General features: G+C 72.0%; 26 protein-coding genes and 2 tRNA genes. 17 read left to right on the forward strand and 11 right to left on the reverse strand.

The features are described from left to right. The first annotated feature begins 2 nt into the window (after positions 1–2). Positions 3–827 (forward strand): GNAT family N-acetyltransferase, encoded by an 825-nt coding sequence (locus ACIQK6_RS21595; RefSeq protein WP_329103925.1) that lies wholly within the window; start codon positions 3–5, stop codon positions 825–827. Positions 828–890: 63 nt separating this feature from the next. Here ACIQK6_RS21595 and ACIQK6_RS21600 read toward each other — a convergent pair whose 3' ends face one another. After that, a complete protein-coding gene (locus ACIQK6_RS21600; RefSeq protein WP_402695277.1) occupies positions 891–1,400 on the reverse strand; it encodes a DsbA family protein in 510 nt (169 codons plus the stop codon). Between the two features lie 196 nt (positions 1,401–1,596). On the opposite strand from ACIQK6_RS21600, the gene ACIQK6_RS21605 reads away from it, so the two are divergent. Beyond that, positions 1,597–2,049, forward strand: a complete 453-nt coding sequence (locus ACIQK6_RS21605) for a hypothetical protein (RefSeq protein WP_402695278.1) — start codon at positions 1,597–1,599, stop codon at positions 2,047–2,049. 214 nt (positions 2,050–2,263) lie between these two features. Here ACIQK6_RS21605 and ACIQK6_RS21610 read toward each other — a convergent pair whose 3' ends face one another. Together ACIQK6_RS21610 and ACIQK6_RS21615 are read right to left on the reverse strand one after the other, a co-directional pair. Beyond that, complete coding sequence (locus tag ACIQK6_RS21610) at positions 2,264–2,884, reverse strand: CGNR zinc finger domain-containing protein (protein WP_329103931.1); 621 nt, start codon at positions 2,882–2,884, stop codon at positions 2,264–2,266. A gap of 198 nt (positions 2,885–3,082) precedes the next feature. Continuing rightward, positions 3,083–3,496, reverse strand: a complete 414-nt coding sequence (locus ACIQK6_RS21615) for an SsgA family sporulation/cell division regulator (protein WP_030011909.1) — start codon at positions 3,494–3,496, stop codon at positions 3,083–3,085. Positions 3,497–3,673: 177 nt separating this feature from the next. Between ACIQK6_RS21615 and ACIQK6_RS21620 the strand changes: the two genes are divergently transcribed. Together ACIQK6_RS21620 and ACIQK6_RS21625 are read left to right on the forward strand one after the other, a co-directional pair. Beyond that, on the forward strand, positions 3,674–4,168 hold the full coding sequence (locus tag ACIQK6_RS21620; protein WP_402695279.1) for a TIGR02611 family protein: 495 nt from the start codon (positions 3,674–3,676) through the stop codon (positions 4,166–4,168). Between the two features lie 46 nt (positions 4,169–4,214). Continuing rightward, a tRNA-Val gene (locus tag ACIQK6_RS21625) sits at positions 4,215–4,286 on the forward strand. Positions 4,287–4,335: 49 nt separating this feature from the next. Here the strand turns inward: ACIQK6_RS21625 and ACIQK6_RS21630 are convergent. Beyond that, on the reverse strand, positions 4,336–6,684 hold the full coding sequence (locus tag ACIQK6_RS21630; protein ID WP_402695280.1) for an SCO7613 C-terminal domain-containing membrane protein: 2,349 nt from the start codon (positions 6,682–6,684) through the stop codon (positions 4,336–4,338). A gap of 151 nt (positions 6,685–6,835) precedes the next feature. Here ACIQK6_RS21630 and ACIQK6_RS21635 point away from each other — a divergent pair. Then, positions 6,836–6,907 (forward strand) — tRNA-Val (locus tag ACIQK6_RS21635). Positions 6,908–6,974: 67 nt separating this feature from the next. On the opposite strand, the gene ACIQK6_RS21640 is transcribed toward ACIQK6_RS21635, so the two are convergent. Next, the gene (locus ACIQK6_RS21640) at positions 6,975–7,700 is read right to left on the reverse strand and encodes a 3'-5' exonuclease (RefSeq protein WP_327740041.1); all 726 of its coding nucleotides are present in this window, start codon (positions 7,698–7,700) and stop codon (positions 6,975–6,977) included. Positions 7,701–7,904: 204 nt separating this feature from the next. Here ACIQK6_RS21640 and ACIQK6_RS21645 point away from each other — a divergent pair, with 204 nt between their 5' ends. The 3 genes from ACIQK6_RS21645 (at position 7,905) to ACIQK6_RS21655 (ending at position 10,332) form a co-directional block, all read left to right on the forward strand. Next, positions 7,905–8,483 carry a DUF4365 domain-containing protein gene (locus tag ACIQK6_RS21645; RefSeq protein WP_329103941.1) on the forward strand — a complete coding sequence of 193 codons (579 nt, stop codon included), beginning with the start codon at positions 7,905–7,907 and terminating at the stop codon, positions 8,481–8,483. Beyond that, positions 8,483–9,688: a hypothetical protein gene (locus ACIQK6_RS21650; protein ID WP_329103942.1), complete on the forward strand. Its 1,206-nt coding sequence runs from the start codon at positions 8,483–8,485 to the stop codon at positions 9,686–9,688. The genes ACIQK6_RS21645 and ACIQK6_RS21650 overlap by 1 nt, the downstream gene beginning before the upstream one ends. A gap of 83 nt (positions 9,689–9,771) precedes the next feature. Beyond that, on the forward strand, positions 9,772–10,332 hold the full coding sequence (locus tag ACIQK6_RS21655) for a hypothetical protein (RefSeq protein WP_329103944.1): 561 nt from the start codon (positions 9,772–9,774) through the stop codon (positions 10,330–10,332). 85 nt (positions 10,333–10,417) lie between these two features. Here ACIQK6_RS21655 and ACIQK6_RS21660 read toward each other — a convergent pair whose 3' ends face one another. Next, positions 10,418–10,918, reverse strand: a complete 501-nt coding sequence (locus ACIQK6_RS21660; protein ID WP_329103946.1) for a DUF4232 domain-containing protein — start codon at positions 10,916–10,918, stop codon at positions 10,418–10,420. Positions 10,919–10,928: 10 nt separating this feature from the next. Continuing rightward, on the reverse strand, positions 10,929–11,435 hold the full coding sequence (locus ACIQK6_RS21665; RefSeq protein ID WP_402695281.1) for a GNAT family N-acetyltransferase: 507 nt from the start codon (positions 11,433–11,435) through the stop codon (positions 10,929–10,931). 219 nt (positions 11,436–11,654) lie between these two features. Here ACIQK6_RS21665 and thrS point away from each other — a divergent pair, with 219 nt between their 5' ends. Together thrS and ACIQK6_RS21675 are read left to right on the forward strand one after the other, a co-directional pair. Then, positions 11,655–13,631: a threonine--tRNA ligase gene (thrS, locus tag ACIQK6_RS21670; protein WP_329103949.1), complete on the forward strand. Its 1,977-nt coding sequence runs from the start codon at positions 11,655–11,657 to the stop codon at positions 13,629–13,631. A gap of 145 nt (positions 13,632–13,776) precedes the next feature. Beyond that, positions 13,777–14,337 (forward strand): HIT domain-containing protein, encoded by a 561-nt coding sequence (locus ACIQK6_RS21675; protein ID WP_329103951.1) that lies wholly within the window; start codon positions 13,777–13,779, stop codon positions 14,335–14,337. A gap of 21 nt (positions 14,338–14,358) precedes the next feature. Here the strand turns inward: ACIQK6_RS21675 and ACIQK6_RS21680 are convergent, their stop codons facing one another. The 3 genes from ACIQK6_RS21680 to ACIQK6_RS21690 form a co-directional block, all read right to left on the reverse strand. Next, positions 14,359–14,766 carry a DUF1992 domain-containing protein gene (locus ACIQK6_RS21680; protein ID WP_329103953.1) on the reverse strand — a complete coding sequence of 136 codons (408 nt, stop codon included), beginning with the start codon at positions 14,764–14,766 and terminating at the stop codon, positions 14,359–14,361. Positions 14,767–14,823: 57 nt separating this feature from the next. After that, positions 14,824–16,503 (reverse strand): hypothetical protein, encoded by a 1,680-nt coding sequence (locus ACIQK6_RS21685; protein WP_329103955.1) that lies wholly within the window; start codon positions 16,501–16,503, stop codon positions 14,824–14,826. Between the two features lie 129 nt (positions 16,504–16,632). Further along, the gene (locus ACIQK6_RS21690; RefSeq protein ID WP_402695282.1) at positions 16,633–18,828 is read right to left on the reverse strand and encodes an elongation factor G-like protein EF-G2; all 2,196 of its coding nucleotides are present in this window, start codon (positions 18,826–18,828) and stop codon (positions 16,633–16,635) included. 314 nt (positions 18,829–19,142) lie between these two features. Between ACIQK6_RS21690 and pgsA the strand changes: the two genes are divergently transcribed. Genes pgsA through ACIQK6_RS21705 form a run of 3 tightly spaced genes read left to right on the forward strand, consistent with a single transcriptional unit; the run spans position 19,143 to position 21,882 of the window. Then, positions 19,143–19,808 (forward strand): phosphatidylinositol phosphate synthase, encoded by a 666-nt coding sequence (gene pgsA / locus ACIQK6_RS21695; protein WP_329103959.1) that lies wholly within the window; start codon positions 19,143–19,145, stop codon positions 19,806–19,808. Then, entirely contained in the window at positions 19,808–20,710 is a 903-nt protein-coding gene (locus ACIQK6_RS21700; RefSeq protein ID WP_329103961.1) for a phosphatidylinositol mannoside acyltransferase, read from the forward strand. The genes pgsA and ACIQK6_RS21700 overlap by 1 nt, the downstream gene beginning before the upstream one ends. Then, a complete protein-coding gene (locus tag ACIQK6_RS21705) occupies positions 20,710–21,882 on the forward strand; it encodes a glycosyltransferase family 4 protein (RefSeq protein ID WP_329103963.1) in 1,173 nt (390 codons plus the stop codon). The genes ACIQK6_RS21700 and ACIQK6_RS21705 overlap by 1 nt, the downstream gene beginning before the upstream one ends. A gap of 16 nt (positions 21,883–21,898) precedes the next feature. Here the strand turns inward: ACIQK6_RS21705 and ACIQK6_RS21710 are convergent, their stop codons facing one another. Beyond that, positions 21,899–22,489, reverse strand: coding sequence for a hypothetical protein (locus tag ACIQK6_RS21710; RefSeq protein ID WP_329103965.1), 591 nt, complete (start codon positions 22,487–22,489; stop codon positions 21,899–21,901). A 109-nt stretch (positions 22,490–22,598) separates the two neighbouring features. Between ACIQK6_RS21710 and ACIQK6_RS21715 the strand changes: the two genes are divergently transcribed. From ACIQK6_RS21715 to ACIQK6_RS21730, 4 genes are all read left to right on the forward strand, one after another. Continuing rightward, on the forward strand, positions 22,599–23,141 hold the full coding sequence (locus ACIQK6_RS21715; protein WP_030010553.1) for a membrane protein: 543 nt from the start codon (positions 22,599–22,601) through the stop codon (positions 23,139–23,141). Positions 23,142–23,288: 147 nt separating this feature from the next. Next, positions 23,289–24,206, forward strand: a complete 918-nt coding sequence (pdxS, locus tag ACIQK6_RS21720) for a pyridoxal 5'-phosphate synthase lyase subunit PdxS (RefSeq protein WP_030706266.1) — start codon at positions 23,289–23,291, stop codon at positions 24,204–24,206. 7 nt (positions 24,207–24,213) lie between these two features. Beyond that, the gene (gene pdxT, locus ACIQK6_RS21725) at positions 24,214–24,807 is read left to right on the forward strand and encodes a pyridoxal 5'-phosphate synthase glutaminase subunit PdxT (RefSeq protein WP_327386385.1); all 594 of its coding nucleotides are present in this window, start codon (positions 24,214–24,216) and stop codon (positions 24,805–24,807) included. Positions 24,808–24,864: 57 nt separating this feature from the next. Beyond that, positions 24,865–25,617, forward strand: coding sequence for a YebC/PmpR family DNA-binding transcriptional regulator (locus tag ACIQK6_RS21730; RefSeq protein WP_329103969.1), 753 nt, complete (start codon positions 24,865–24,867; stop codon positions 25,615–25,617). Positions 25,618–25,694: the final 77 nt, after the last annotated feature.

A 25,694-nucleotide genomic window follows, 5' to 3' on the forward strand; every position in this document is an offset into this window, starting at 1 on the left:
GGATGACCACCACCCTGCGGCCGTCCGGGCCGCTCCAGCACACGGCCGACGGCGCGCGTTCGCGCCCGTACGAGATCCGGGTCAACAGCAGGCGGGTCGGCACCTTGGTGATCGCCTCGGACACCCCCTTCGGGCCGACGGTCGGCGAGATCCGCCACCTGGACGTCGAGCAGGGCGACCGGCGGCGGGGGAGGGCCACCGTGGCCGCGCTCGCCGCCGAGGAAGTGCTGCGCGGCTGGGGCTGCCGCCGGGTCCGCGTCTCGGTCCCGGCGGACTCGGAGGCGGGTCTGTGCATGGCGGAGGCCCTCGGGTACGCCGAGTACAGCCGGTACATGGCCAAGGACCTGACGGCCGAGCCGCCCGCCCTCCCCGAGGGGGTGCTGGGCCGCCCCATGACGGACGCCGAGTACGAGGGCTGGTACGCCCGGGCCGTCGATTCCTACGCCGCGAAATGGAGCGGCCGCGGCATGTCCGCCGAGGCCGCCCGCGCCAAGTCGGTCGCCGACCACGAGAGCCAGCTGCCCCGGGGCCTGGCCACCCCGGGAGCGGCCTTCGTCGTCCTGGAGGCCGCCGGGGTGCCCGTCGGACACGTGTGGCTCGCGCCGCGCGGGGCGGGCTCGTACGTCTACGACATCGAGGTCCGGGCCGAACACCGGGGACACGGGTACGGCCGCCACCTGATGGAGCTGGCCGAGCACACCGCCCTCGCCGCCGGCCACCGCCTGCTGGCGCTCCAGGTCTTCACCGACAACACCCCGGCCCTGAGGCTCTACGTCTCCCTCGGCTACCGGCCCACCGACTTCAACTACGCCAAGGACCTGATCTAGGCCGTCTCTTCCGGATCTTGCCTCGCCAAGATCCGGAAGAGACGGCCTAGTGCCGTGACAGCACTAGGCGCTCTCCCCGGCGTCCGCCAGCAGGCGGTCGGCGATCTCCTCGATACGGGCGCGCAGGCCGTCCTGGCTCTTGCCGCCGTCGAGGCGCTGCCCGTCGATCTCGTACGTCGGGGTGCCGGTGACGCCGATCGCCTTGCCCTCGGCCTGGTCGGCGTCGACGATCAGGATGTGCCGCCCGTCGATCAGGGCGGTGTCGAACTCCTCGACGTCGAGCCCCAGTTCACGCGCCACGTCCAGGAGGACCGGCTCGCCGCGCTCGGCCAGCTCCGCGGTGCGCGCCAGCACGGCCTCCGCGTAGGGCCACCCCCGGCCCTGCTCGACGGCCTCCTCGGCGGCCTGCGCCGCGGCGAAGGAGTGCTTGTGCTTCTCCAGGGGGAAGTGGCGTAGCCGGATGTCCAGCCGGTCGCCGTAGCGGGCCCGCAGGGCGCGTACGTCGTCCAGGGCGCGGTGGCAGTCCGGGCACTGCAGTTCGCACCAGACGTCGAGGATCACGGAATCGGTCATGCGGACAGTCTCCCAGCCCCCGCCCGCCCCACCGACCGGGACCCGGGCGGGCTGACCCGGACCCAGGGAGGAGGCGCGACCCGGAGATGTCCCGGAGATCCGTCCGGGCGGGCCCCGGGACCTGGCCGGAGCGGCGGCGGCCGGTGCAGGATGGATAGGGACAGATCGCCCGATCGCCGAGAGCCCGGAGGGCCCCATGCTTGCCGAGACCATTTGCTCCGCGGTGTCCGTGGCGGGCCTGGGCATCGCCGCGGTCACCGCCTACCGCAAGCGCTTCCTGTCCGCCGCGCGGATCACCGCGTACGCGCTCGTACCGGTCGCCCTGGTGATGACGGGGTTCGTGGAGTGGGTGTCCGGGATGGTCTTCAACCCGACCGTCTGGGCCGGCTTCGGACTGTTGGGGGTGTCCTGGCTGCTCTTCATGACCACCCGCGCCGTCGAACGCCGCGGCCTCACCGCGTCCGAGGAGCCCGGGGCACCCGGGAAGCCGAAGAAGAAGGTCAAGGGGAGCCCGGCCGCCGGGGCCGTCGCCCCGGCCGCCTCCGCACCGTCCCTGGGGGCCGGCCGGGCCGGTGCGCAGCCCCAGTCCGCCGCTCCCGCGGATGACTTCTCCGACATCGAGGCCATTCTCAAGAAGCACGGGATCTGAGCACGGGATCCGGCCCGGACCGGGTATCGACCACAAGATCGAGCGAACTCCCGCCCGGATGTTGGCGTGTTGAGGGCTGGTCGGTGGTGCGCTGCGCCATCATCGCCCCGACATGTTCGACACATCGCACGGTGACCCGCCGGTACCCGCCCCTGCAGTGGAGGAGCCGCGAGGCTGTCTCTTCGCGCTCTCCCAACCACCCCTGATGATCTTCCTAGCGGTGATCGGCATCCTGCTGCTGCTCGCCGCCGTGCACGATCTCTTCCTGCTCTGACGCCCCCGCGTCGGCCTCCTTGCGCCGGGCCCGGTACGCCGCCACGTGCAGCCGGTTCCCGCAGGTCCGGCTGTCGCAGTAGCGCCGGGAACGGTTGCGGGACAGGTCGACGAAGGCCCGTCGACAGTCCGGGGCCTCGCAGCGGCGCAGCCGATCCTGTTCGCCGGAGACCACGATGAAGGCCAGCGCCATGCCGCCGTCGGCCGCCAGGTGGTCGCCCACCGACGCGCCCGGTGCGAAGTAGTGCACGTGCCAGTCGTAGCCGTCGTGGTCGGTCAGCTGCGGGGTGGTGCCGGCCGTGGCCACGAGCTCGTTGATCAGTATCGAAGCCGCACGCGGGTTCGGGGAGGCGAAGACCTGGGCGAACTTGCCGCGCACGGTCCGGACGCCGGCCAGGTCGCGGGCGCTGAGCTCGCCGACGTCGCTGATCGAGTACTCCTGGACGAATCCGCGCAGCTCGCCGATGTCCGAGAGCCCGTCGGGCTGGTCGGCCTCGGCCGCGGTGTTCACCAGCGCGACGACGACGTCGAGCGCGCGACGGGTGTCGTGGGGGATCTGCACGGGGTCTCCCTCAGGGGCCGGGCCTGCGACGACGGGAGCCGTCGCCGCTGCCGCCCGACAATAGCGGGTCCCGAACAGCAGGCCGGCGCCGTCCGCGCGGGTGGCTTCCGCGGGAACAGCGCCGGCACTGCCGTATGTGGTTGTCCGACCCGCACCGTCGCCCCGAGTCGGACGGTGTCGAGCGGCTGGGGGCCTGGCTCAGCTTTCGGCCAGGATGTGGGAGAGCTCCTTGTCGAGGTCGAAGTGCCGGTGCTCGGTCCCGGGTGGAACCGCGGCGTCCGTCCGCTTGAGGAACGACTCGAGTGCTCGGGCGGGTGCTTCGAGCAGCGCTTCTCCCTCCGGTGAGCTCAGGGCGATGCAGACGACGCCCTGACCGTGGCTGCGGGACGGCCAGACGCGGACGTCGCCGGTACCGGTGGGCCGGTGGAGACCCTCCGCGAGGAGGTCGCGGGCGAACACCCATTCGACCGTCTCCTCGGCGCCGGTGTGGAAGGTGGCGTGCACGGCGTAGGGGTCGGCCGTGTCATACCGCAGGCCCGCGGGAACAGGCAGTGAGGACTCGCTCGACACAACGAGGCGCAGGTGCAGCTCGCAGCTGACCGTGGTGTTCATAAGCGCCAGGGCCTTTCGCTCAGTGTGCGCTCGGGGATTCGCACGTCGGCGAAATCGACATGCCACCTACGGTGCCGTTGTAAACCCCTCTGACCGTTTTGCGGACCTCTGGGTCCCTCGGACGGCGGATCCAAACCCGCATTCCGGTGTGCATCGAGCTCCGGTAGATTCGACTCCATGAATACGGGGAGTGACCGCGGAACCCGAGGGTCTGCCGCTGACGAAGCCACCACGGAAGCCACCACCGGATCGGCCGCGGACAAGACCGCGGACGAGACCGCGGAGGCCACCGAGCAGGCGCCGCACGTATCGAAGGCCCCGGCCTTCATCAAGTCGAACAGGAGCCTGCATCTGAGCTGGCAGGTCGGCGTCTTCATCGTCGGCCTCGCGGTGATCGCCGCCGGCGTCGCGATGCTCGTGCTGCCCGGCCCCGGCTGGGTCGCGATCTTCGCGGGCCTGGCGATCTGGGCCACCGAGTTCGCCTGGGCCCACCTCGTGCTGCGCTGGACGAAGCGGAAGGTGACCGAGGCCGCACAGAAGGCGCTCGACCCGAAGGTCCGCCGTCGCAACATCATCTTGACCAGCGCGGGCCTCGTCATCGCGGGCGCACTGATCGGTTTCTACCTGTGGAAGTACGGGCTCGTCCTGCCCTGGAACCTCAAGGACCAGTGATGGTCAAGGAGCACCGCTGACATGCGGTAATGTTTGCGGTGCGTCCGGGCGATTAGCTCAGTGGGAGAGCACTTCGTTCACACCGAAGGGGTCACTGGTTCGAACCCAGTATCGCCCACCCGGACCGGAGGCCCGGAGACTTTCACAGTCTCCGGGCCTCCGGCGTTTCACCGGAGCCGGCCGATCGCGGCCCGCAGTCGGCGGGCGTCGCGCAGCCGCCGCTCGTACGTCGCTCCCACCGCCAGCAGCAGCAGGCCCGCCAGGGCCGGCGGCACCCAGCGCGGGAGCGCCCCCGCGACCTGCACCACGTACGGGGCCAGCTCGTGCACCGCCACCGCCGCCAGCACGGCACCGCCGAGCAGGAGCGGAGCCTGGAGCCGCCACCGGGCGCCCAGCAGGGTCACCACCAGCGCGGCCGCCCCCAGCAACAGCGGGCGCAGCCAGCCCGCGTCCCCCCAGGCCGCCAACAGGCTCGGCACCAGCGTTGCCGCCAGACCCGGGCCGTACGCCGTCCAGGACGAGGCCTGCGGGTCCCGACGGCGCCGCAGCAGACCCACCATGAGGGCGGGCACCGTCACCGGCAGCGCGTAGGCCTCCGGTGCGCTCACCCCCGCCTCGGCCAGCCGCACCCAGGTCGCCGCCGCGAACAGGGCCCCCGCCGCCCAGCCCAGCACCCGCCGGTCCGGCCGCACCGCGGCGCCGGCGCAGACCACCCCGGCCAGCGCCAGGACCAGCGCCAGGGTTCCGGCCCGCCCGGCCGACAGGCCCACCGCCACGGCGCCCGCCACGGCCGCCGCGATCTCGACGGGCAGCCGGACCCCGCCCAGCCGCGGCCCGAGGGCCGCCGCCAGCGCCGGGACCGCGAGCACCGGCAGCGCCCACCACACCACCGCCAGGTCCGACACCGCTCCCGCCGCCACCAGGACGCCAGTGGCGTACCCGACCGCGCACACGGCCGCCCCGGCCCGGACCGGGCGCGGAGCCGCCCCGTACGCCGCTGCCGCCGCGCAGCCCGCGCCCAGCAGACCCCAGACCGCGAAGGTCGCCGCCCGACCGTCCAGCGCGCCCAGGGACACGTTCGCGGCGCCCGTCAGGGCACACACGGCGGCCGTGGTCCGGGCCCCGCGCGCCGGGGAGCGCAGGGCGAGGACGCCCGCCGCGCCCGTCACCGCGAGCTGCGCGGCGAGCACCGCCACCACCGGGAACCCGAGCAGTACCGGGGCCGCGAACAGCCCCGCCCAGGCCGAGGCCACCGCCACCACCAACGGCTCCGGCCGGGACAGCGCCCGCGCGAGCCACCCGGCCGCCCCGGCCGCGATCAGCAAGGTCAGCGCGACCGCCGCCCCCGGCACGTACGGGTCCCGCGCCGGGGTCGTCGCCGCCCACACCTCGTCCAGCACCCGCAGCGGGGCCACCAGGGCCGCGACCGCCGCGCCACCCGCCCACAGCGCCGCGAGCGACGCCACCGCGACACCGGCCCGGGCCGACCCGTTCCGGACCGCCGCCGGGAGCGCGCCGGCCCGCAACGCCGCCAGCAGCGGCAGCGCCAGCAGCAGGTGCACCAGCACCGTCCACGCCGGGTCCAGCCCGGGCCGGGCCAGCCCGCCCAGGCCGGCCACCGCCGCCAGGGCGCCGGTCAGCGCCGCGGCCGAGGCGCGCGGCTCCCGCCAGGCCGCCGCCACCCCGAGGGTCGCGCCGGCCAGCAGCAGCGCAGCCGGGGCCAGGGCCTGCGCCGCCGACCCGGCCGACCACGACTGGGCCACCCCGATCAGCAGCGCGCCCGCGCCCGTCACCGCCGCCGGGATCGCCGCCGCCCTGACCCGCACGGCGAGCGCCGCATCCAGTACGGCCGTCGCCAGCAGCGCCCAGCCGAGCGCCTGCGGGCCCGGCCGTACGGCCAGAGCAGCCAGCGGCAGCGCGAACTGCGCCGCCAGCACCGCGGCCGGCAGCGGGATCCGCAGCTTCCGCAGCCCCGAGCCGTAGCCGGCCCACGCGGCCGCCAGCACGGCGGCCGCCCCCGCCGCGTAACCGGTGCCGTCCGTGTCCGGCATGCCGACCGCGTACAGCGCGTACGCATCGAGCACCGTCAGCAGCAGGCCGACCGCCGCGACCGACTCCGCCGTCGACCGCAGCCCGCGGCGCAGCAGGAGCACGGGCGTGCCCAGCGCCGCCGCCGTCACCGCGGCGAGCACCGCCGAGCGTCCGGCGATCCCCATGGACCCCCAGCTGACCAGCGTGAACGCGAGCGCCGCGACCGCCAGCAGTACCGCGCCCAAGGTGAGCAGCACGTTCTGCGCGCTCGGCGCGGAGGCCTCCTTCGCGGGACCGGCGGGGCCGGTGGGCCCGCCGGTCGCGGCCGGGCCCCAGCGGACCGGGGCGGGCACCCTGCCGGGCTGGCGCAGCAGCCGCAGCAGCCAGTCCCGGCGGCCCAGCAAGTACAGCCGCCGGGCATCGAGTTGGGCCAGCTCACGGTCGATGAGCGCCAGCTCTTCGGCGGGCGGCAGAGGCGTGTTCATATCCGGAGTGTGGCGGCGGTCACGCAGTCAGGACATGGGCGTGCGTACTCAGATGTGCCCTGAGTAGGTACCTGACGTACGGCCCGCGGGCCCCATCGGGAGAAGCGGTTTGAACCAGCCCCGAGCCTTCTGTATTGTTCAGTCCGTTCCCGGGCGATTAGCTCAGCGGGAGAGCACTTCGTTCACACCGAAGGGGTCACTGGTTCGATCCCAGTATCGCCCACCGGGACAGGCCGGTCCGTCACTGACGGACCGGCCTTCCGCATTCCGGGCGCCTTCGAACACCGCTCCTACGCCGCCGTCGACAGGTCCGGTCGCAGCGGCCAGTGCGGATCCACCGGCTCCGGCGTCCCCTGGCGCGCGAACCACGCCTGCAGACCCCGCGCCTGCGCCGCGTGCCACACCGCCTGGAGGGTGTGCAGCTCGGCCGGCGTCAGCCGCTCCAGCCGGGCCGCGAACCGCCGCCCCACCGCCCGGACGAGTTCCAGCGAGGCCGTCGCGTCCGCCGCCGCGTCGTGCGCGCCCTCCAGCTCGATCCCGTAGTGCGCGCACAGGTCCGTCAGCGTCCGACGGCCCTTGCGGTAGCGGTCCAGGTGCTTGTCCAACACCCGCGGGTCCAGCACCGTCAACGGCCGGTCGTCCAGGTACCGCGACAGCGAGGACGCCCGGTGCCGGCGCAACTCCCGGTCCAGCAGCGTCAGATCGAACGGCGCGTTCATCACCACCACCGGCCGTCCGGCCACCTGCTGCTCCCCGAGCGCCCGGGCTATCTCCTCCACCACCGGGGCGGGCCAGCGCCCGTGACGCTGCAGGTGCTCGTCGGTCAGCCCGTGCACTTCCGTAGCGCCCGGGGGCACCGGAATCCCGGGATTGACCAGCCAGCGCGTGGTGCGGACCCGGCCGCCCGCACACTCCTGGACGATGAGCGCGGCGGACACGATCCGGTCCTGCTCGACGTCCACCCCGGTGGTCTCCGTGTCGAATGCGGCCAGCGGGCCCTCGTACCAGCGTGTCATGGCGAACTCCTCGTCCCCGAGCGGCGGGTGGGGCTTCCTGGACACACGACCCCGCCGCATCGGTGATACCCGGGCTGTTTGCCCCGTACGCCGTTTGCGGGCAGTCGGGTGCGGAGACAACTTCCCTGGGGGACCGTACGCATGACCGGTCGTCACCCCGCACCGCTCGCGGCAGAGCCCGCAAGGCATGGGGGAGCCGGCGCCATGGCGCTCACACAGCCCGAACCGGGCGGGGTGCTGCACGAGGGGACAGGTCCGCGGACCGGAGCCCTGCGCGGCACGCTCGCCACCACCGCCTGCATGGAGACCCTCCAGGTGGGATACCTGCACGCCGTCGCGGCCGCCGCCGGGTGCTCGCTCTCCCAGCCCTTCCCCGACAACGGCATCGACTGGCACGTCTCCCACGGAGCGCCCGAACACGTCGTCGACGACGAGGTCACCATCAAGGTGCAGCTCAAGGCGACCTACCAGATACCGCCGCGGCCGGCCGGGGCCACCTTCGGGTTCACCCTCGACAACGAGCACCTGGTGAAGCTGGCCCGGACTCCCGTCGCCGTCCACAAGATCCTCGTCGTGATGCTCGTGCCGAGGGACCGCGACCAGTGGCTCGCCGCCGGGCACGACCGGCTCGACCTCAGGCACTGCTGCTACTGGACCAACCTCGCCGGACACCCCGTGACCGGCCGGCGCCGCACCACCGTACGGATCCCGACCACGCGGATCTTCGACGACCGTGCGCTGTGCGAGATCATGACCCGGGTCGGGTCGGGAGGGACACCCTGATGAACCTGCACTCACCGCACCTCGAACCGCTCCCGTCCCCGCGGTACGCCCCGGGCGGTCCCGATCCCGCGCAGGTCGACCCGCAGGTGCTGGGAGCGCTGCTGCACCGGCACGGATGGCTGCGGCGCGGCGGCGCGGCCGGCCGGTACGGCCGCTGGACCCCGCCCGGCCGCTCGGGCACCAGCCTGCTCGTCCCCGAGAGCCGCACCTTCCCCGACTGCACGGACCTGCTGGAGGAGGCGCTCACCGCCCTGGCGCACGGCGGACTGCCCTCGGCGCGCGAGGTGCTCCTCGGACTGAGCGTGCCCAGCGACGAGATCCGCTGGGACCGGGAGATCCCGGAGGGGCCCCACGGGTACCGGGGCGAGGCCTCCTGGTCCGTGCAGGAGCAGCTGCGCTCGGCCGCCCGCCGGCTCCTGCTCGCGGGGGCCCTCGCCGACCGGGCCCGGGCCGGCTACTACGGGGCCCGGTACCAGGCGCAGGCCGAGCGCGCCCTGGACGGGGTCCTGGTGGGGCCCTCTCCGGGCGGACGCCGGCTGACCGCGTACGTTCCCGTGGACGGCGGCCGGGGACCCGTGACCCGGCTGCACCACGCCCTGCACGCGGCCCGCGAGGCGGTGGACTACCAGCGGGCCACCGGAGGCATGGAGGCCTTCGACGCGGCGGTGGCCGCCGGGGTCAGCCGGGAACTCGCCGAAGCGCTCATCGCCCTGGTCCGGGGCTCGGAGGGGGCCCGGATCACCCTGGCCTGGGCGCCGGCGGCCGGGGTCCCGGCCGGCTGTGCGGCCCGCCCCGAGCCGGTGGAGTTCTCCCCGGGCGACCTGCCCGTGCTGCGCGAGGCCGCCGCCCGCTACACCCGCGCGGAACCCGCCGTACCGGTCCGGCTCGCCGGGGCCGTGGTGCGGATGCGGCGCAAGGCCGCCGGGGGAGGCGGAACCGTACGGCTGCGGGTGCTGGCCGGGGCGGAGGTCCCGTACGTCCGGGCGGCCCTCGACGAGGAGGCGTACCGCATAGCGGGCCACGCCCACCTGGTGGGCCTGCCGGTCCGGCTCACCGGACGACTGCAACGCCGCGGCGGCTTCCGGCGGCTGTCCGACGCGGCGGACGTGACGCCCGTACCGATGGACGAGGTCGAGCGGGACCGGCTGATGAAGTCCCTGGACGCGGCCTTCGACCCCGAGGACGTGCTGCCGTCGGACGACTGAGGGGTGGCGCGGGGCGGCAGCGATCGGGGACGCTTCGCACGATGACCGGAACCGGTGCCGTCGACGAGAGCGAAGGGTGAAGCGTGACGAGGCAGCAGGGGGGATCGGTGGTACTTCGTCCCAGGTCGTGGAAGCTCTTGTCGAGGGTTCTTCCTCCGGTGCTCTACACGGGCGGGGCGATCTGCGTACTGAAGGGAGCCGCGGTTGGCGGCGCCGGGGAGGCCTGGTACGTAGCCGCTGTTCTGCTGGCTCTCGTCGCCTTCATCCAGCGACTCCTTTCGTCGCGCGTGCTGCTCGGCTCGACCACCCTGACCGTCGTCAACCCCGTCTTCACGTACTCCTGCCCTCGGGAGTCCGTGCGCTGGGCGTCCGTCCGTGATGACGGTGGTCTGGAAATCCATCTCCGAGACGGACACGTCGTCGATGTATTCGCGTTCGGGGGGTCTCTGATCAGTCGAGTGGTCGGCAGCGGGCCGAAAGCCGCGGGTGAGATCTGGGGCTGGCTGAACGGGGCGCGCGAGGGAACCGGGGACGGAGCCGACATACCGCGGAGGGCGTGGACGAGAACGCCGTTCCCGGAGCTCGTGTCTGCTCTGGCAGCCCTCTTCGTCGGGGTCGGTCTGGTCCTCCGCGTCATCGCTTAGAGCGCCGGGTCGCCGCGGACTCCGGGACTTCGGTGGTGGAGCGATTCACCGGGCCCGGCCCGGTCGCGGGACAGTCTTGGCGGGCTCAGCGGTAGGCGGTGGCGCGGACGGTGTCGCCGCACAGGGCGAACTGGCCGCCGTCGGAAGGGGCCACCTGGAAGCCCACGCCCGCGGCGCCGATCACCAGCGTGGGGGCGACGGTCGGGTCTGCGCCGGAGGCGCAGTAGCCGTCCGCCTCGCCGAGGACCGGGGTGAAGGTCAGGACCGTCGAGGCGGTCCCGCCCGGGGGCAGCAGCACCGGCCGGGCCTCGCCCCGGGGGACGACGCGCAGCGGCTTGTTCTGGTCCGGAGAGCCCTGGCCCGCGAGGGCGACCGTCGGGAAGCCCTGCAGCTGACAGGTCGGGCCGTTGTTGGCCACCGTGAACCGCACGTGCGTGGTGTCGGGACGCTCCGCGCCCAAGTCCGAGAGCAGGTCCCCGGTGCACGCGGGGGCTGGCGCCGCCACCGCGGGGGTACCGACGAGCAGTCCGCCCGCCAGCAGGGCCGTTGCGGCGCCCAAGGCAGCCGCCTTCCTGGTCACGCTCATGGGTGTCACCTCATGCCAGGTCGGAAGATCCCCTTCCACCATCCCACGAGGTGCCCGTGGCGGCCCGGCCGAAGGAAGCCATGATCAGCCCCGGGACGGGGGAGAAGTCGCGGCCGCGGGTGAAGCCCAAGCGTTCGTACAGGGCCACCGCGGGGGCGTTCGCCGCGCCCGTGGTGACCTCGACCAAGCGGCCGGGGAACAGCTCGGTCAGGGCGTGGCGCAGCAGCAGGGAGGCGACGCCGCGGCGGAACCAGGACGGGGCCACGCACAACCGGTCGATGGAGATGCCTTCGGGTGTTTCCTCCCAGGCGAGGAAACCGGCCGGCTCTCCGTCCTCGGCGACGGCACCCACCCAGTTCAGCGGTAGGGCCCGCATCCCGGCGAGGCCCTCGCCCAGCGCCGGGATGCCGTCGAAGCCGATCAGCTCCGCCTCCACCGCGTAGGCGGCCCGCCCGATCCGGTGCACGGCTGCCGCGATGGCGTCGTCGGTGAGGTCCAGCGTGCGTATCTGTGGCATGCGGGCCACGCTACCGGCGGCTCACCCCGACAGGCCCGGAGTTTCGGGTGGGGCGGGGCCACGGCTTCGCGGCGCGGCGCGGCGGTGCCCCATGGCCCGGGGTGCGGGGGACCCGCTGAGCAGGCCCGGGTGGTAACCGTTTAGCGGCGCAGCCACTCCGCTCGGTACGATTCAGGCGCGCGGCGTTCGCCCGCGCACCCCCTGAGTCAGGAGAGACCGGTGTCAGACGTCCGTGTGATCATCCAACGCGATTCCGAGCGGGACGAGCGCGTGGTGGCCACGGGCACTACGGCGGCCGAGCTCTTCGCCGGCGAGCGCACCATCGTCGCCGCGCGCATCGCGGGCGAGCTCAAGGACCTCGCCTACGAGGTGCAGGACGGCGAGACCGTCGAGCCGGTGGAGATCTCCTCCGAGGACGGCCTCAACATCCTGCGCCACTCGACCGCGCACGTCATGGCGCAGGCCGTGCAGGAGCTCTTCCCCGAGGCCAAGCTGGGCATCGGCCCGCCGGTCCAGAACGGCTTCTACTACGACTTCGACGTCGCCCGCCCCTTCACCCCCGATGACCTCAAGGCCATCGAGAAGAAGATGCAGGAGATCCAGAAGCGCGGCCAGCGCTTCTCCCGCCGCGTGGTCACCGACGAGGCGGCCCGCGAGGAGCTCGCCGACGAGCCGTACAAGCTGGAGCTCATCGGCATCAAGGGCTCCGCGTCCACCGACGACGGCGCGAACGTCGAGGTGGGCGGCGGCGAGCTGACCATCTACGACAACCTGGACGCGAAGACCGGCGACCTGTGCTGGCGCGACCTTTGCCGCGGTCCCCACCTGCCCACCACCCGCACCATCCCGGCGTTCAAGCTCATGCGCAACGCGGCCGCCTACTGGCGCGGCAGCGAGAAGAACCCGATGTTGCAGCGCATCTACGGCACCGCGTGGCCGTCGAAGGAAGAGCTGAAGGCCCACCTCGACTTTCTCGCCGAGGCCGAGAAGCGCGACCACCGCAAGCTCGGCAACGAGCTCGACCTCTTCTCCATCCCGGACGAGATCGGCTCCGGCCTCGCCGTCTTCCACCCGCGCGGCGGCATCATCCGCCGGGTGATGGAGGACTACTCGCGCAAGCGGCACGAGGAGGAGGGCTACGAGTTCGTCTACTCCCCGCACGCCACCAAGGGCGCCCTCTTCGAGAAGAGCGGCCACCTGGACTGGTACGCGGAGGGCATGTACCCCCCCATGCAGCTCGACGGTGGTACCGACTACTACCTCAAGCCCATGAACTGCCCGATGCACAACCTGATCTTCGACGCGCGCGGCCGCTCCTACCGCGAGCTGCCCTTGAGGCTGTTCGAGTTCGGTACGGTCTATCGCTACGAGAAGTCGGGCGTCGTCCACGGCCTGACCCGCGCCCGCGGCTTCACCCAGGACGACGCGCACATCTACTGCACCCGCGAGCAGATGGCGGAGGAGCTCGACACGACCCTCACCTTCGTGCTGAACCTGCTGCGCGACTACGGTCTGACCGACTTCTACCTGGAGCTGTCCACCAAGGACCCGGAGAAGTTCGTCGGCTCGGACGAGGCCTGGGAGGAGGCGACCGCGGTCCTCGCGCAGGTCGCCGAGAAGCAGGGCCTCCCGCTGGTCCCGGACCCGGGCGGCGCCGCCTTCTACGGTCCGAAGATCTCGGTGCAGTGCAAGGACGCCATCGGCCGCACCTGGCAGATGTCGACCGTGCAGCTCGACTTCAACCTGCCGGAGCGCTTCAACCTGGAATACACCGCGCCCGACGGCTCGCGCCAGCGCCCGGTCATGATCCACCGCGCGCTGTTCGGTTCGATCGAGCGGTTCTTCGCCGTGCTGCTGGAGCACTACGCGGGCGCCATGCCGCCGTGGCTGGCCCCGGTCCAGGCGGTCGGCATCCCGATCGGCGACGGGCACGTCGAGTACCTGCAGGAGTTCGCCGCGGCGGCGAAGAAGCAGGGCCTGCGGGTGGACGTGGACGCCTCCTCCGACCGCATGCAGAAGAAGATCAGGAACCACCAGAAGCTCAAGGTCCCGTTCATGATCATCGTCGGTGACGAGGACATGGCCGCGGGCACCGTCTCCTTCCGCTACCGCGACGGGTCGCAGGAGAACGGCATCCCGCGTGACCAAGCGCTGGCGAAGCTCGTTGACGTGGTGGAGCGCCGCGTACAGGTGTGACTCTGGTCCCCGCCGACGCGGGGATGGCCCCCTCTAGCCGTAGAACGGCGGCCAGCTCATGGTCTGCTCCCCGCCGCTGCGGGGTTCGGCCCCCGGAAAGTGATCACTTTCCGGGGGCCTTCTTCGTCCGCCAGGCCAAGGTCATATGCTTGCCGCCATGACGACTCAGCCGGAGCAGCAGATCGGTGTGGGCACGCAGGACGCGTTCCAGCGACTGTGGACGCCCCACCGGATGGCCTACATCCAAGGGGAGAACAAGCCGACCGGCCCGGAGGCCGGGGACGGCTGTCCCTTCTGCGGGATTCCGGAGATGTCGGACCAGGACGGCCTGATCGTGGCGCGCGGTCGGCACGTCTACGCGGTGCTCAATTTGTACCCCTACAACGGTGGGCACCTCATGGTCGTCCCGTACCGGCACGTCGCCGACTACACCGAGCTGGACGGGCCGGAGACGGCCGAGCTCGCCGACCTCACCAAGCGGGCGATGGTCGCGCTGCGCAAGGCCTCGGGCGCGCACGGGTTCAACATCGGCATGAACCAGGGCGCGGCCGCCGGCGCCGGCATCGCCGCGCACCTGCACCAGCACATCGTGCCCCGCTGGGGCGGGGACACGAACTTCATGCCGGTCGTGGGCCACACCAAGGTGCTGCCCCAACTCCTGGCGGACACCCGCCAGATGCTCGCCGACGCCTGGCCCGTCGACTGAGGTCCGTCCCGTGAGGACCGGTCAGGTCGGGTCCGGGCGGCGCCGCCGCCAGGTTTCCACCTCGGCCTCGACGTCGAACTCCGTCAGGCCCAGGGGCGGGCCCGGCGGGGGCCTGCGCAGGGCCGCGGCGATCTTCTTGTTGATCTCCGTGAGGAGGTCCCGCACCTGGCGTTCGGAGCGGGCCGCCCGGACCTCCTCCGCGGCGTCCTCGGCCTCCTTGCGCAGCGCGAGCGCCGGCGGCAGGACGGCGAAGCCCTCGCGGTGCAGCTTGTCCTTGATCCACCACTGCTCGTCGTAGGGCGCGTCCAGCGAGGCCAGCGGCTTGCCGTAGCCGGGCAGGCTCTCGAAGTCGCCCCGCTCGGTGGCCTGTCGGATCTGCCGGTCCACGAAGGACTCGAAGCTGACGCCCGGTGGTTTGCGCTCGGTCATGGTCCCTCCTCTGACGTCACCCCAGCCTACCCACGCGTGCCTGCGCGCCCCCGTGCGTCACGCGTCGTAGACGTCGGCCTTGCGCGGGGACGGCTCCTGGACGAGCCCGCTCATGATCGAGGAGCGGTTGGTGAAGCGGTCGGTGTCGACGCCGTTCTCCTCCAGCACCTTGAAGGTCGCCGCGTGGATCGACCGCAGGACCGGTGCCACCGTGCGCAGGGCGTCGTCCGCCATGAAGCGGTGGCGCCACATCGAGCTCGCCCAGACGTGGCGCAGGCCGAAGGGCTCGGGCAGGATCAGCTTGCCGCCGAAGAACTCGAGGAGCGGCGGGTACCAGGTCAGCGGGGCCCGCACGGCGAGGCGCACCACCTCCTGGGCGTCCACCAGCGGCAGCGGGCGCTCCACGGTCTCCCAGAAGCGGATGCTCTTGGGCACCTCCACGGTCGGAGCCGCGGACTTGCTGGTGAACAGTCCGTGTACGGGGCCCAGGGCGTGCGCGGTGACGTCCACGCGCAGCGTCTTGTAGAGCACGGTGACCGTGACCAGCATGTTGATGACCAGCTGGCCGTCCCAGAGCGGGTACTGGATGCCCAGGTAGTGCCGGTTGCCGGCGCTGAACTGCTGCTCGTTGCAGATCCGGGTGATCTCGTGCGGCTTGATGAGGAAGGCGTCCACGTTCTCGCCGGTGGGGCGGGCCACCTCGGCGGCGCCCTCGCCGATCGGGGTGACGATCCAGTGCTGGATCGCGGCGGCCGGGAAGCCGCCGGTGTGCAGGGGGCCCCGCTCCAGCTTGCGGAGCTGGGCGTCGATCCCGCGTATGACGTCCCAGCTGCGGAAGGGATGGATCTCCATGCCCTCGCTCTTGGGGGCCAGTTCCTCGGCCATCTGCCAGCTGCCCCATCGGGTGCCCATGCCCAGGATCCCCTTGGGCCCGGCGTAGAAGACCTGGTTGCTGCGGTCCTCCGCGGTGAGCTTGGCGAGCTGGTGGCGCAGGTCCTCGCGCGCCTTCTCGTCGGGGTTGCCGGGTACGGCCTCGGGGATCTTGGCGCCGACCCCGCCGCCCGACAGCAGTCCGTCCCAGCGGGCGCGCAGGTCCCGGGCGGTGGCCTCGCAGGTGCGGCGGGCGAGCAGCCAGCCCAGGGCCGGGGCGATGATCATGCCGCGGGCGTACAGGCCGAGGAAGCCGGTCAGCGGCAGCTTGAACATCAGGACGGCCGCTACCGCGCCGATGCCGACCAGGACCACGGTGCCGATCCAGGAGCTGTGCTTGCCCTCCTTGGCGGCCAGGGTCTTGCGGAGCTGGAAGAGGCCCAGCCACAGCAGCAGGCCGGGCAGGAACAGCACGCCGCAGACCAGCATGATCAACCGGAGCCTTCGGTCGCGTTCCTTGCGGATGTGCGAGGCGGCCAGGCAGTGCTCCACCACCGTCTGCGGATCGGCGCCGAAGGACTGGATGAGGGGCTTGCGGCCCGGTCCGAGGGCACGGGCCTCCACGGCCCGGCAGAAGGCCTCGCCGAGGCTGGGTTCGAAGAGGGAGATCTTGGGCGGTTTGATCGTCGCCGGGTGGTTCTCGTTGTTGGCGGTGAGTATCTTCTCGAGCTTGCTGTCCTTGCCGCCGTCCCGGTACGCGGCCGAGGCGAGGGCGTTGGTCGCCGCCGTCTGCCCGCCGCCCCCCTGCAGCGGAACCTGCGCTCCGGGCCTGAAGTCGAATCCGTCGTCCGCCACCGCTGCCCCCATCGCTGTGCGTTCCTGCTCTTTTGGTGCGCCGAAGAGCCTATCGGCGGATCTCACCCCATGGTCATGGGACAGGGAAATGCCGCCCACCGCAAACTGGTTGGGTGGGCGGCCGACCCTGTGCTACACCAATCAACTTCCCTTCTCGGCCTGTTCGCGCACCTTTTCCGCGATCTGCGGCGGCATCGGTTCGTGGCGTGCGTACGCCCGCGCGAAGCGGCCCGTGCCGTGCGAGACGGAGCGGAGCTCGACGGCGTAGCGGCCGATCTCGATCTCCGGGATCTCGGCGCGGACCCGGGTGCGCCCCGGCGTGGCCTGGTCGGTGCCCACGACACGGCCGCGGCGGCCGGCCAGGTCGCTCATGACGGGGCCGACGTACTCGTCGGGGACGACGACGGCGAGCTCGGCGACCGGTTCGAGGAGGTCGATCCGGGCCTCGGCGGCGGCCTCCCGCAGGGCGAGGGCGCCGGCCGTTTGGAAGGCCGCGTCGGAGGAGTCCACCGAGTGCGCCTTGCCGTCGAGGAGGGTGATGCGCACGTCGACCAGCGGATAGCCGGCGGCGACCCCGCGGGCCGCCTGGGTCCGTACGCCCTTTTCCACGGACTGGATGAACTGGCGGGGCACGGAGCCGCCGACGACCTTGTCGACGAACTCGATGCCGCTGCCGGGCGGGAGCGGTTCCACCTCGATCTCGCAGATGGCGAACTGGCCGTGGCCGCCGGACTGTTTGACGTGCCGGCCGCGCCCGGCGGCCTTGGCCCCGAAGGTCTCGCGCAGGCTCACCTTGTGCGGGACGGGGTCGACCTGCACGCCGTAGCGGGTGCGCAGCCGCTCCAGGGCGACGTCCTGGTGGGCCTCGCCGAGGCACCACAGGACGACCTGGTGGGTGTGCGGGTTCTGCTCCAGCCGCATGGTCGGGTCCTCGGCGACGAGCCGGGCCAGGCCCTGGGACAGCTTGTCCTCGTCGGCCTTGCTGTGCGCCTCGATGGCGAGGGGGAGCAGGGGGTCGGGCATGGTCCACGGCGCCATGAGGAGCGGGTCGTCCTTGGCGGAGAGGGTGTCGCCGGTCTCCGCGCGGGTCAACTTGGCCACGCAGGCCAGGTCTCCGGCGATGCACCGGGTGAGGACGCGCTGCTGTTTGCCGAAGGGGGAGGAGAGGGTGCCGACCCGCTCGTCGACATCGTGGTCCTCGTGACCGCGGTCGGCGAGGCCGTGCCCGCTGACGTGGACGGTCTCCTCGGCCTTCAGGGTGCCGGAGAAGACGCGTACGAGGGAGACCCGGCCGACGTAGGGGTCGGAGGAGGTCTTGACGACCTCGGCGACGAGGGAGCCGTCGGGATCGCAGGTGACGTCCGGGCGGGCGGCGCCGTCGGGGCGGGTGACGGTGACGGCGGCGCGCTCCAGGGGGGTGGGGAAGCCGCCGGTGACCAGTTCCAGGACTTCCACGGTGCCCAGGCCCTGGCGGGCGCCGTCGGCGGCGGGGGCGGCCATCAGGACGGGGTGGAAGGTGCCGCGCGCCACCGCCCGCTCCAGGTCGTCGACGAGGGTCTTGAGATCGATCTCCTCGCCGCCCAGGTAGCGGTCCATGAGGCTCTCGTCCTCGCTCTCGGCGATGATCCCCTCGATCAGCCGGGCGCGGGCGTCGGTGATGAGGGCGAGCTCGGCCGGGTCCGGGTCGCGCTCCACGCGCGTGCCGGAGGCGTACTCGTAGACGCGCTGGGAGAGCAGGCCGAGCAGGCCGGTGACGGGGGCGTGCCCGTCGGGGCCGGGCGGGCCGTGCAGGGGGAGGTAGAGGGGGATCACCGCGTCGGGGTCGTCGGCGCCGAAGATCTCGCCGCAGACGGTGGTCATCTGCGCGTAGTCGGAGCGGGCGGCTTCCAGGTGGGTCACGACGATGGCGCGGGGCATGCCGACGGCTTCGCACTCGTCCCAGACCATGCGGGTGGCGCCGTCGATCCCGTCCGAGGCCGAGACGACGAAAAGGGCCGCGTCCGCGGCGCGCAGACCGGCCCTGAGTTCCCCGACGAAGTCGGCGTATCCGGGGGTGTCCAGGATGTTGATCTTGATTCCGCCCCATTCGACGGGGACGAGGGACAGTTGGACGGAGCGCTGCCGGCGGTGCTCGATCTCGTCGTAGTCGGAGACGGTGGCGCCGTCCTCGACCCGGCCGGCCCGGTTGACCGCTCCTGCGGTCAGGGCGAGGGCTTCGACCAGCGTGGTCTTGCCGGATCCGCTGTGGCCGACCAGCACGACGTTCCGAATGGACGAGGGGCGGTCGGCCGTCAGTGCCCTGCCGGCGGCTCCGGCTTGGTGTGATGTGGCTCCCATGATGCTCGTGCCTCCCGGTGGTGACGGTGAGGAGGGTCGGGTGGTGTGGGGGATAGGTGTCCGGATCGGGTGTCCCGGCCGCCTCCGCGGAGGCGGAACGCGGGATTCTTCGAGCTTTGCACTGGTGTCACATCCCGTCCATACGTCGTACCGGGGAGGTACCGGGGGCCCACCGGAGGCGGTCCGGGGCGTGAAGTACGTCTTACGTGACACGAACCGGTGGGTGCGCGGCGTTCGCGCGGTGGCGTGCTGGCTACGATGGGCCAGCCGGTGGCCGTGGTGGCCGTGCGGCCCAGCGACCCTCCGGGAAGGCCATGCTGAACAAGTACGCGCGTGCATTCTTCACGCGTGTTCTCACGCCATTCGCCGCATTTCTGCTCCGGCGGGGGGTGAGCCCGGACGCGGTCACCCTGATCGGCACGGCCGGAGTGGTGGCCGGCGCGCTGTGGTTCTTCCCCCGCGGCGAGTTCTTCTGGGGCACGATCACGATCACCCTCTTCGTCTTCTCCGACCTGGTGGACGGGAACATGGCCCGCCAGGCCGGTGTCTCCAGCCGGTGGGGAGCCTTCCTCGACTCCACCCTCGACCGGGTGGCGGACGCGGCGATCTTCGGCGGCCTCGCGCTCTGGTACGCGGGCAACGGGAACGACAATGCACTGTGCGCGGTGGCGATCTTCTGCCTGGCCAGCGGTCAGGTGGTCTCGTACACCAAGGCGCGCGGCGAGTCGATCGGGCTGCCGGTGGCCGTCAACGGGCTCATCGAGCGGGCCGAGAGGCTGGTGATCTCGCTGGTCGCGGCCGGCCTGTCCGGGCTGCAGACCTTCGGTGTGCCGTCCTGGATCGGCGTGCTGCTGCCGATCGCGCTGTGGATCGTGGCGGTGGGCTCGCTCGTCACCCTGATCCAGCGGGTGGTCACCGTGCGCCGCGAGTCGGCCGAGGCCGACGCGGCGGCCGCGTCCGCCGAAGGCGGCGCGGCCTGATGGGCGCCATACAGGACAAGCTGGTCGACTCGCTGTACGGACTCGGCTGGGCCGGTGTCAAGAAGCTGCCCGAACCGGCCGCCGTGGCCCTGGGCCGGCGCATCGCCGACTTCGCGTGGAAGCGGCGCGGCAAGAGTGTGCTGCGGCTGGAGTCGAACCTGGCCCGGGTGGTGCCCGACGCCGGTCCGGAGCGGCTGCGCGAGCTGTCGCAGGCGGGCATGCGCTCGTACATGCGGTACTGGATGGAATCCTTCCGGCTGCCGACCATGGACCCGGAGCGCTTCAGCACCGACGTCGAGTTCCGGGACGAGCACCTGCTGCGCGAGGCCCTCGACTCCGGGCGCGGCGTGGTCGTGGCCCTGCCGCACCTCGCCAACTGGGACCTCGCCGGGGCTTGGGCCATCGGTCACATGGAGGCGCCCTTCACCACGGTCGCCGAGCGGCTGAAGCCCGAGACCCTCTACGACCGCTTCGTGGCCTACCGGGAGAGCCTGGGCATGGAGGTCCTGCCGCACAGCGGCGGCGCCGCCTTCGGCACCCTCGCCCGGCGGCTGCGCTCCGGCGGCCTGGTCTGCCTGGTCGCGGACCGGGACCTGTCGGCCTCCGGGGTCGAGGTGGACTTCTTCGGCGCCACGGCGCGCATGCCGGCCGGGCCGGCGCTGCTGGCCCAGCAGACCGGCGCGGTGCTGCTCCCGGCGACCCTGCACTACGGCGACACGCCGAAGATGTACGGCCGGATCCACCCCGAGGTAGAGGTACCGAAGACCGGGACCCGGACCGAGAAGACCACCCTCATGACCCAGGCGATGGCGGACGCCTTCGCCTGGGGCATCGCCGAGCACCCGGAGGACTGGCACATGCTGCAGCGGCTGTGGCTGGACGACCTGGAGGAGCGCCCGTAGTGAAGATCGGCATCGTGTGCCCGTACTCGTGGGACGTGCCGGGTGGCGTCCAGTTCCACATCCGGGACCTGGCGGAGCACCTGATCCGCCTCGGCCACGAGGTGTCGGTGCTCGCCCCGGCGGACGACGAGACCCCGCTGCCGCCGTACGTGGTCTCGGCCGGGCGGGCGGTGCCGGTCCCGTACAACGGCTCGGTGGCCCGGCTGAACTTCGGCTTCCTGTCGGCGGCCCGGGTACGGCGCTGGCTCCACGACGGCACCTTCGACGTGATCCACATCCACGAGCCGGCCTCGCCCTCGCTGGGGCTGCTGTCCTGCTGGGCGGCGCAGGGGCCGATCGTGGCGACCTTCCATACCTCGAACCCCCGGTCCCGGGCGATGATCGCGGCGTACCCGATCCTGCAGCCGGCCCTGGAGAAGATCAACGCGCGGATCGCGGTGAGCGAGTACGCGCGGCGCACGCTGGTGGAACACCTGGGTGGCGACGCGGTCGTCATCCCCAACGGCGTCGACGTGGACTTCTTCGCCAAGGCCGAGCCCAACCCCGACTGGTCGGGGCAGACCCTGGGCTTCATCGGCCGGATCGACGAGCCCCGCAAGGGCCTGCCGGTGCTGATGGCGGCCTTCCCGAAGATCGTGGAGGCCTGCCCGGACGTACGGCTGCTCGTGGCGGGCCGCGGCGACGAGGAGGAGGCGGTCGCCTCCCTGTCCGCGGACCTGCGCAAGCGGGTCGAGTTCCTCGGCATGGTCTCGGACGAGGACAAGGCGCGGCTGCTGCGCAGCGTGGACGTGTACGTCGCCCCGAACACCGGCGGCGAGAGCTTCGGCATCATCCTGGTCGAGGCCCTGTCGGCGGGCGCGGCCGTGCTCGCCTCCGACCTGGACGCCTTCGCCCAGGTCCTGGACCAGGGCGGGGCGGGCGACCTCTTCGCCAACGAGAACTCCGACGCGCTGGCGACGGCGGCGATCGCCCTGCTGCGGGACCCGGAGCGCCGGGCCGGGCTCAGCGCCCGCGGCTCGGCGCACGTGCGCCGCTTCGACTGGTCCACGGTCGGGGCGGACATCCTGGCCGTCTACGAAACGGTGACGGACGGCGCCGCGGCGGTGGCCGCGGACGAACGCGTCCCGCTCCGCACCCGCCTGGGCTTCTCGAAGGACACCACGTCCTCCTGAGGATTCTCCTGAGGGGTCACCACCCGGCGGAGACGACCTGATCGGGCCGGCCGCCGGGGGCGACGGCCACCTCGTGGACCACGCCGTCCGAGGTGGTCAGCCGGATCCGGTCGGGGGCCGTCCAGACGGCCTCGCGGAGCTCGTTGCCGGTGGCGTCGCCGTTGAAGTAGCCGACGGCCCAACGGCGCTCCCGGGGCCAGCTGCCCTGCTGGACGTACACATACCACAGCGGGTCGATCATGGCCGAGCCCTCTTCGACGACCAGGCGACGGTCGTCCCGTCCGGGGGCCGTCAGGCTCTGCGTCTGCTCCTGCCCACCGGCCAGCATGGCCAGCATGGTGGCGAGGCTCATGACCATGACTCCGAGAATGGCCACCGGGAGTCCCAGGGCGAGGCGCGTCGCCGTCTTCCGTGCTCCCAGCAGGATCCCCCCGACCAGGGCGACCAGCGTCACCCAGCCCATGGCGACGAAGTGGCCGTGCACCTGGTTCATCACGACGAGCCCGCCGTCCGAACCGCCCCAGACGTGGGCGGCCAGGGTGGCCGCCACGAGTGCGGCGGCCACCGCGAGCAGTGCGCGTGCCGTTGTTCTGCGGTGCGGCTTCATATGTCCTGTCCCCCCGATGTTTATGGATCATGGACCTTACTGGTCCGGGGGCGGCCCGGACCAGGCCCGATGGGGGCCGGGGCCGCGCGGAGCGGTAGGGTCGCGCAGCGTGATCGAAACCCTTGTCTGGATCGCCCTGGCTCTCGGAGTCATCGGGGTCTACCTCAGCTGGACCGCCGGCCGGCTCGACCGGCTGCACTCGCGGATGGACGCCGCGCGGGCCGCGCTCGACGCCCAGCTCGTGCGGCGGGCCTCCGTCGTGCTGGAGGTGGCCACCTCCGGGGTGCTCGACCCCGCCTCCTCCCTGGTGCTCTACGAGGCCGCGCACGCCGCCCGGCAGGCCGAGGAGGACCACCGCGAGGTGGCCGAGAGCGAACTCAGCCAGGCACTGCGGGCGGTCTTCGCCGATGCCGACCAGGTCGACGTGCTCAAGGCGGCCCCCGGTGGGGCCGAGGCCACGGAGGAGCTGGCGGCGGCCGTCCGCCGGGTTCCGATGGCGCGGCGCTTCCTCAACGACTCGGTACGGGCCGCCCGCGCGCTGCGTCGGCACCGCAAGGTCCGCTGGTTCAGGCTGGCGGGACACGCGCCGTTCCCGCTCGCCTTCGAAATGGACGACGAGCCCCCAGTGGATCTTGCAGACCGGCCGACCTAGGCCTTCGAGGGGCTTCCAAGGGCCGCGAGGGACAAATCAAGGAGCCACAGGCTCCACATTGGCCCTTGTAGTGGACTGATCCCCTGGGGTTTCCTCAGCCGAGTAGTACGAGCAGTACCCCGTCTTCCTTCCGAGTGAGGTCAATCCGTGAGCACGCTTCCCACCTCCCCCCAGTCCGCCGAGTCGGCGATCGGCACCTCGCGCGTCAAGCGCGGCATGGCCGAGCAGCTGAAGGGCGGCGTGATCATGGACGTGGTCAACGCCGAGCAGGCGAAGATCGCCGAGGACGCCGGCGCCGTGGCCGTCATGGCCCTGGAGCGGGTTCCGGCCGACATCCGCAAGGACGGCGGCGTCGCGCGCATGTCCGACCCGAACATGATCGAAGAGATCATCGAGGCCGTCTCGATCCCGGTCATGGCCAAGTCCCGCATCGGCCACTTCGTCGAGGCCCAGGTCCTGCAGTCCCTCGGTGTCGACTACATCGACGAGTCCGAGGTCCTGACCCCGGCCGACGAGGTCAACCACTCCGACAAGTGGGCGTTCACCACCCCCTTCGTCTGTGGCGCCACCAACCTGGGCGAGGCCCTGCGCCGCATCGCCGAGGGCGCGGCCATGATCCGCTCGAAGGGCGAGGCCGGCACCGGAAACGTCGTCGAGGCCGTTCGCCACCTGCGCCAGATCAAGAACGAGATCGCCCGCCTGCGCGGCTACGACAACAACGAGCTGTTCGCCGCCGCCAAGGAGCTGCGCGCCCCGTACGAGCTCGTCAAGGAAGTTGCCGAGCTCGGCAAGCTCCCGGTCGTGCTGTTCTCCGCCGGTGGCGTCGCCACCCCGGCCGACGCCGCGCTCATGCGCCAGCTCGGCGCCGAGGGCGTCTTCGTGGGCTCCGGCATCTTCAAGTCGGGCGACCCGGCCAAGCGCGCCGCCGCCATCGTGAAGGCCACCACCTTCTACGACGACCCGAAGATCATCGCGGACGCCTCCCGCAACCTGGGCGAGGCCATGGTCGGCATCAACTGCGACACCCTCCCCGAGGCCGAGCGCTACGCCAACCGCGGCTGGTAATCCGATCATGACGAACACCCCCGTGATCGGTGTCCTGGCCCTCCAGGGCGACGTGCGGGAGCACCTGATCGCCCTGGCCGCGGCGGACGCCGTGGCCAGGCCGGTCCGGCGTCCCGAGGAGCTCGCCGAGGTCGACGCCCTGGTGATCCCCGGCGGCGAGTCCACCACCATGTCGAAGCTCGCCGTGCTGTTCGGCATGCTGGAGCCGCTGCGCGAGCGCGTGGCGGCCGGGATGCCCGTGTACGGCACCTGCGCCGGCATGATCATGCTCGCGGACAAGCTCCTGGACGGCCGTGAGGACCAGGAGACCCTGGGCGGCATCGACATGATCGTCCGCCGCAACGCGTTCGGCCGCCAGAACGAGTCCTTCGAAGCGAAGGTCGACTTCGCGGGCATAGCGGGCGGTCCGGTCGAGGGCGTCTTCATCCGCGCGCCCTGGGTCGAGTCCGTCGGCGCCGCCGCCGAGGTGCTCGCCACGTACGACGGCCACACGGTCGCCGTGCGCCAGGGCAACGTCCTCGCCACCTCGTTCCACCCCGAGCTGACCGGAGACGACCGCGTTCACGCGTACTTCGTCGACATGGTGCGCGCGGGGCTGTAACGGGCTCCCGGTAGGATCGGAGACGAACACTGTTGGTGACGCGAAGGAGACAGGCAGATGTCCGGCCACTCTAAATGGGCTACGACGAAGCACAAGAAGGCCGTGGTTGACGCCAAGCGCGGCAAGCTCTTCGCGAAGCTGATCAAGAACATCGAGGTCGCGGCCCGTATGGGCGGTGCCGACATCGATGGCAACCCGACGCTCTTCGACGCCATCCAGAAGGCCAAGAAGAGCTCGGTCCCGAACAAGAACATCGACTCCGCGGTCAAGCGCGGCGGTGGGCTCGAGGCCGGCGGCGCCGACTACGAGACGATCATGTACGAAGGCTACGGTCCGAACGGTGTCGCGGTGCTCATCGAGTGCCTCACCGACAACCGCAACCGTGCCGCGTCCGACGTGCGCGTCGCCATGACCCGCAACGGCGGTTCGATGGCCGACCCTGGCTCGGTCTCGTACCTGTTCAACCGCAAGGGCGTCGTCCTGCTGCCCAAGGGCGAGCTCTCCGAGGACGACGTCCTGGAAACGGTGCTCGACGCGGGTGCCGAAGAGGTCAACGACCTCGGCGACAGCTTCGAGATCATCAGCGAGGCCACCGACATGGTCGCGGTCCGCACCGCGCTCCAGACGGCCGGCATCGACTACGACTCGGCGGACTCCAACTTCCTGCCGACCATGCAGGTCGAGCTGGACGAAGAGGGCGCGCGCAAGATCTTCAAGCTGATCGACGCGCTGGAGGACAGCGACGACGTGCAGAACGTCTTCGCCAACTTCGACGTCTCGGACGAAGTCATGGAGAAGGTCGACGCCTGACCGAGCGTCAACGGTGGGCCGACGGGGACACCCCGTCGGCCCACCGTCGTTTCCGTCCCCGGCACTCTCGGCGCGCC

It is taken from the genome of Streptomyces sp. NPDC091682 (genome assembly GCF_044756625.1).
In the GTDB taxonomy this organism is placed as follows: Bacteria; Actinomycetota; Actinomycetes; order Streptomycetales; family Streptomycetaceae; genus Streptomyces.

Coding starts and splice junctions, on each gene's coding strand:
- ACIQK6_RS21600 (WP_402695277.1), bottom strand. CDS start 1,400: ATGACCGATTCCGTGATCCTCGACGTCTGGTGCGAACTGCAGTGCCCG.
- ACIQK6_RS21730 (WP_329103969.1), top strand. CDS start 24,865: ATGTCCGGCCACTCTAAATGGGCTACGACGAAGCACAAGAAGGCCGTG.
- ACIQK6_RS21640 (WP_327740041.1), bottom strand. CDS start 7,700: ATGACACGCTGGTACGAGGGCCCGCTGGCCGCATTCGACACGGAGACC.
- ACIQK6_RS21645 (WP_329103941.1), top strand. CDS start 7,905: ATGGCGCTCACACAGCCCGAACCGGGCGGGGTGCTGCACGAGGGGACA.
- ACIQK6_RS21710 (WP_329103965.1), bottom strand. CDS start 22,489: ATGAAGCCGCACCGCAGAACAACGGCACGCGCACTGCTCGCGGTGGCC.
- ACIQK6_RS21660 (WP_329103946.1), bottom strand. CDS start 10,918: ATGAGCGTGACCAGGAAGGCGGCTGCCTTGGGCGCCGCAACGGCCCTG.
- ACIQK6_RS21620 (WP_402695279.1), top strand. CDS start 3,674: ATGAATACGGGGAGTGACCGCGGAACCCGAGGGTCTGCCGCTGACGAA.
- ACIQK6_RS21690 (WP_402695282.1), bottom strand. CDS start 18,828: ATGGGAGCCACATCACACCAAGCCGGAGCCGCCGGCAGGGCACTGACG.
- ACIQK6_RS21630 (WP_402695280.1), bottom strand. CDS start 6,684: ATGAACACGCCTCTGCCGCCCGCCGAAGAGCTGGCGCTCATCGACCGT.
- ACIQK6_RS21675 (WP_329103951.1), top strand. CDS start 13,777: ATGCTTGCCGCCATGACGACTCAGCCGGAGCAGCAGATCGGTGTGGGC.
- ACIQK6_RS21680 (WP_329103953.1), bottom strand. CDS start 14,766: ATGACCGAGCGCAAACCACCGGGCGTCAGCTTCGAGTCCTTCGTGGAC.
- ACIQK6_RS21685 (WP_329103955.1), bottom strand. CDS start 16,503: ATGGGGGCAGCGGTGGCGGACGACGGATTCGACTTCAGGCCCGGAGCG.
- ACIQK6_RS21665 (WP_402695281.1), bottom strand. CDS start 11,435: ATGCCACAGATACGCACGCTGGACCTCACCGACGACGCCATCGCGGCA.
- ACIQK6_RS21650 (WP_329103942.1), top strand. CDS start 8,483: ATGAACCTGCACTCACCGCACCTCGAACCGCTCCCGTCCCCGCGGTAC.
- pgsA (WP_329103959.1), top strand. CDS start 19,143: ATGCTGAACAAGTACGCGCGTGCATTCTTCACGCGTGTTCTCACGCCA.
- ACIQK6_RS21615 (WP_030011909.1), bottom strand. CDS start 3,496: ATGAACACCACGGTCAGCTGCGAGCTGCACCTGCGCCTCGTTGTGTCG.
- pdxT (WP_327386385.1), top strand. CDS start 24,214: ATGACGAACACCCCCGTGATCGGTGTCCTGGCCCTCCAGGGCGACGTG.
- ACIQK6_RS21700 (WP_329103961.1), top strand. CDS start 19,808: ATGGGCGCCATACAGGACAAGCTGGTCGACTCGCTGTACGGACTCGGC.
- ACIQK6_RS21605 (WP_402695278.1), top strand. CDS start 1,597: ATGCTTGCCGAGACCATTTGCTCCGCGGTGTCCGTGGCGGGCCTGGGC.
- ACIQK6_RS21595 (WP_329103925.1), top strand. CDS start 3: ATGACCACCACCCTGCGGCCGTCCGGGCCGCTCCAGCACACGGCCGAC.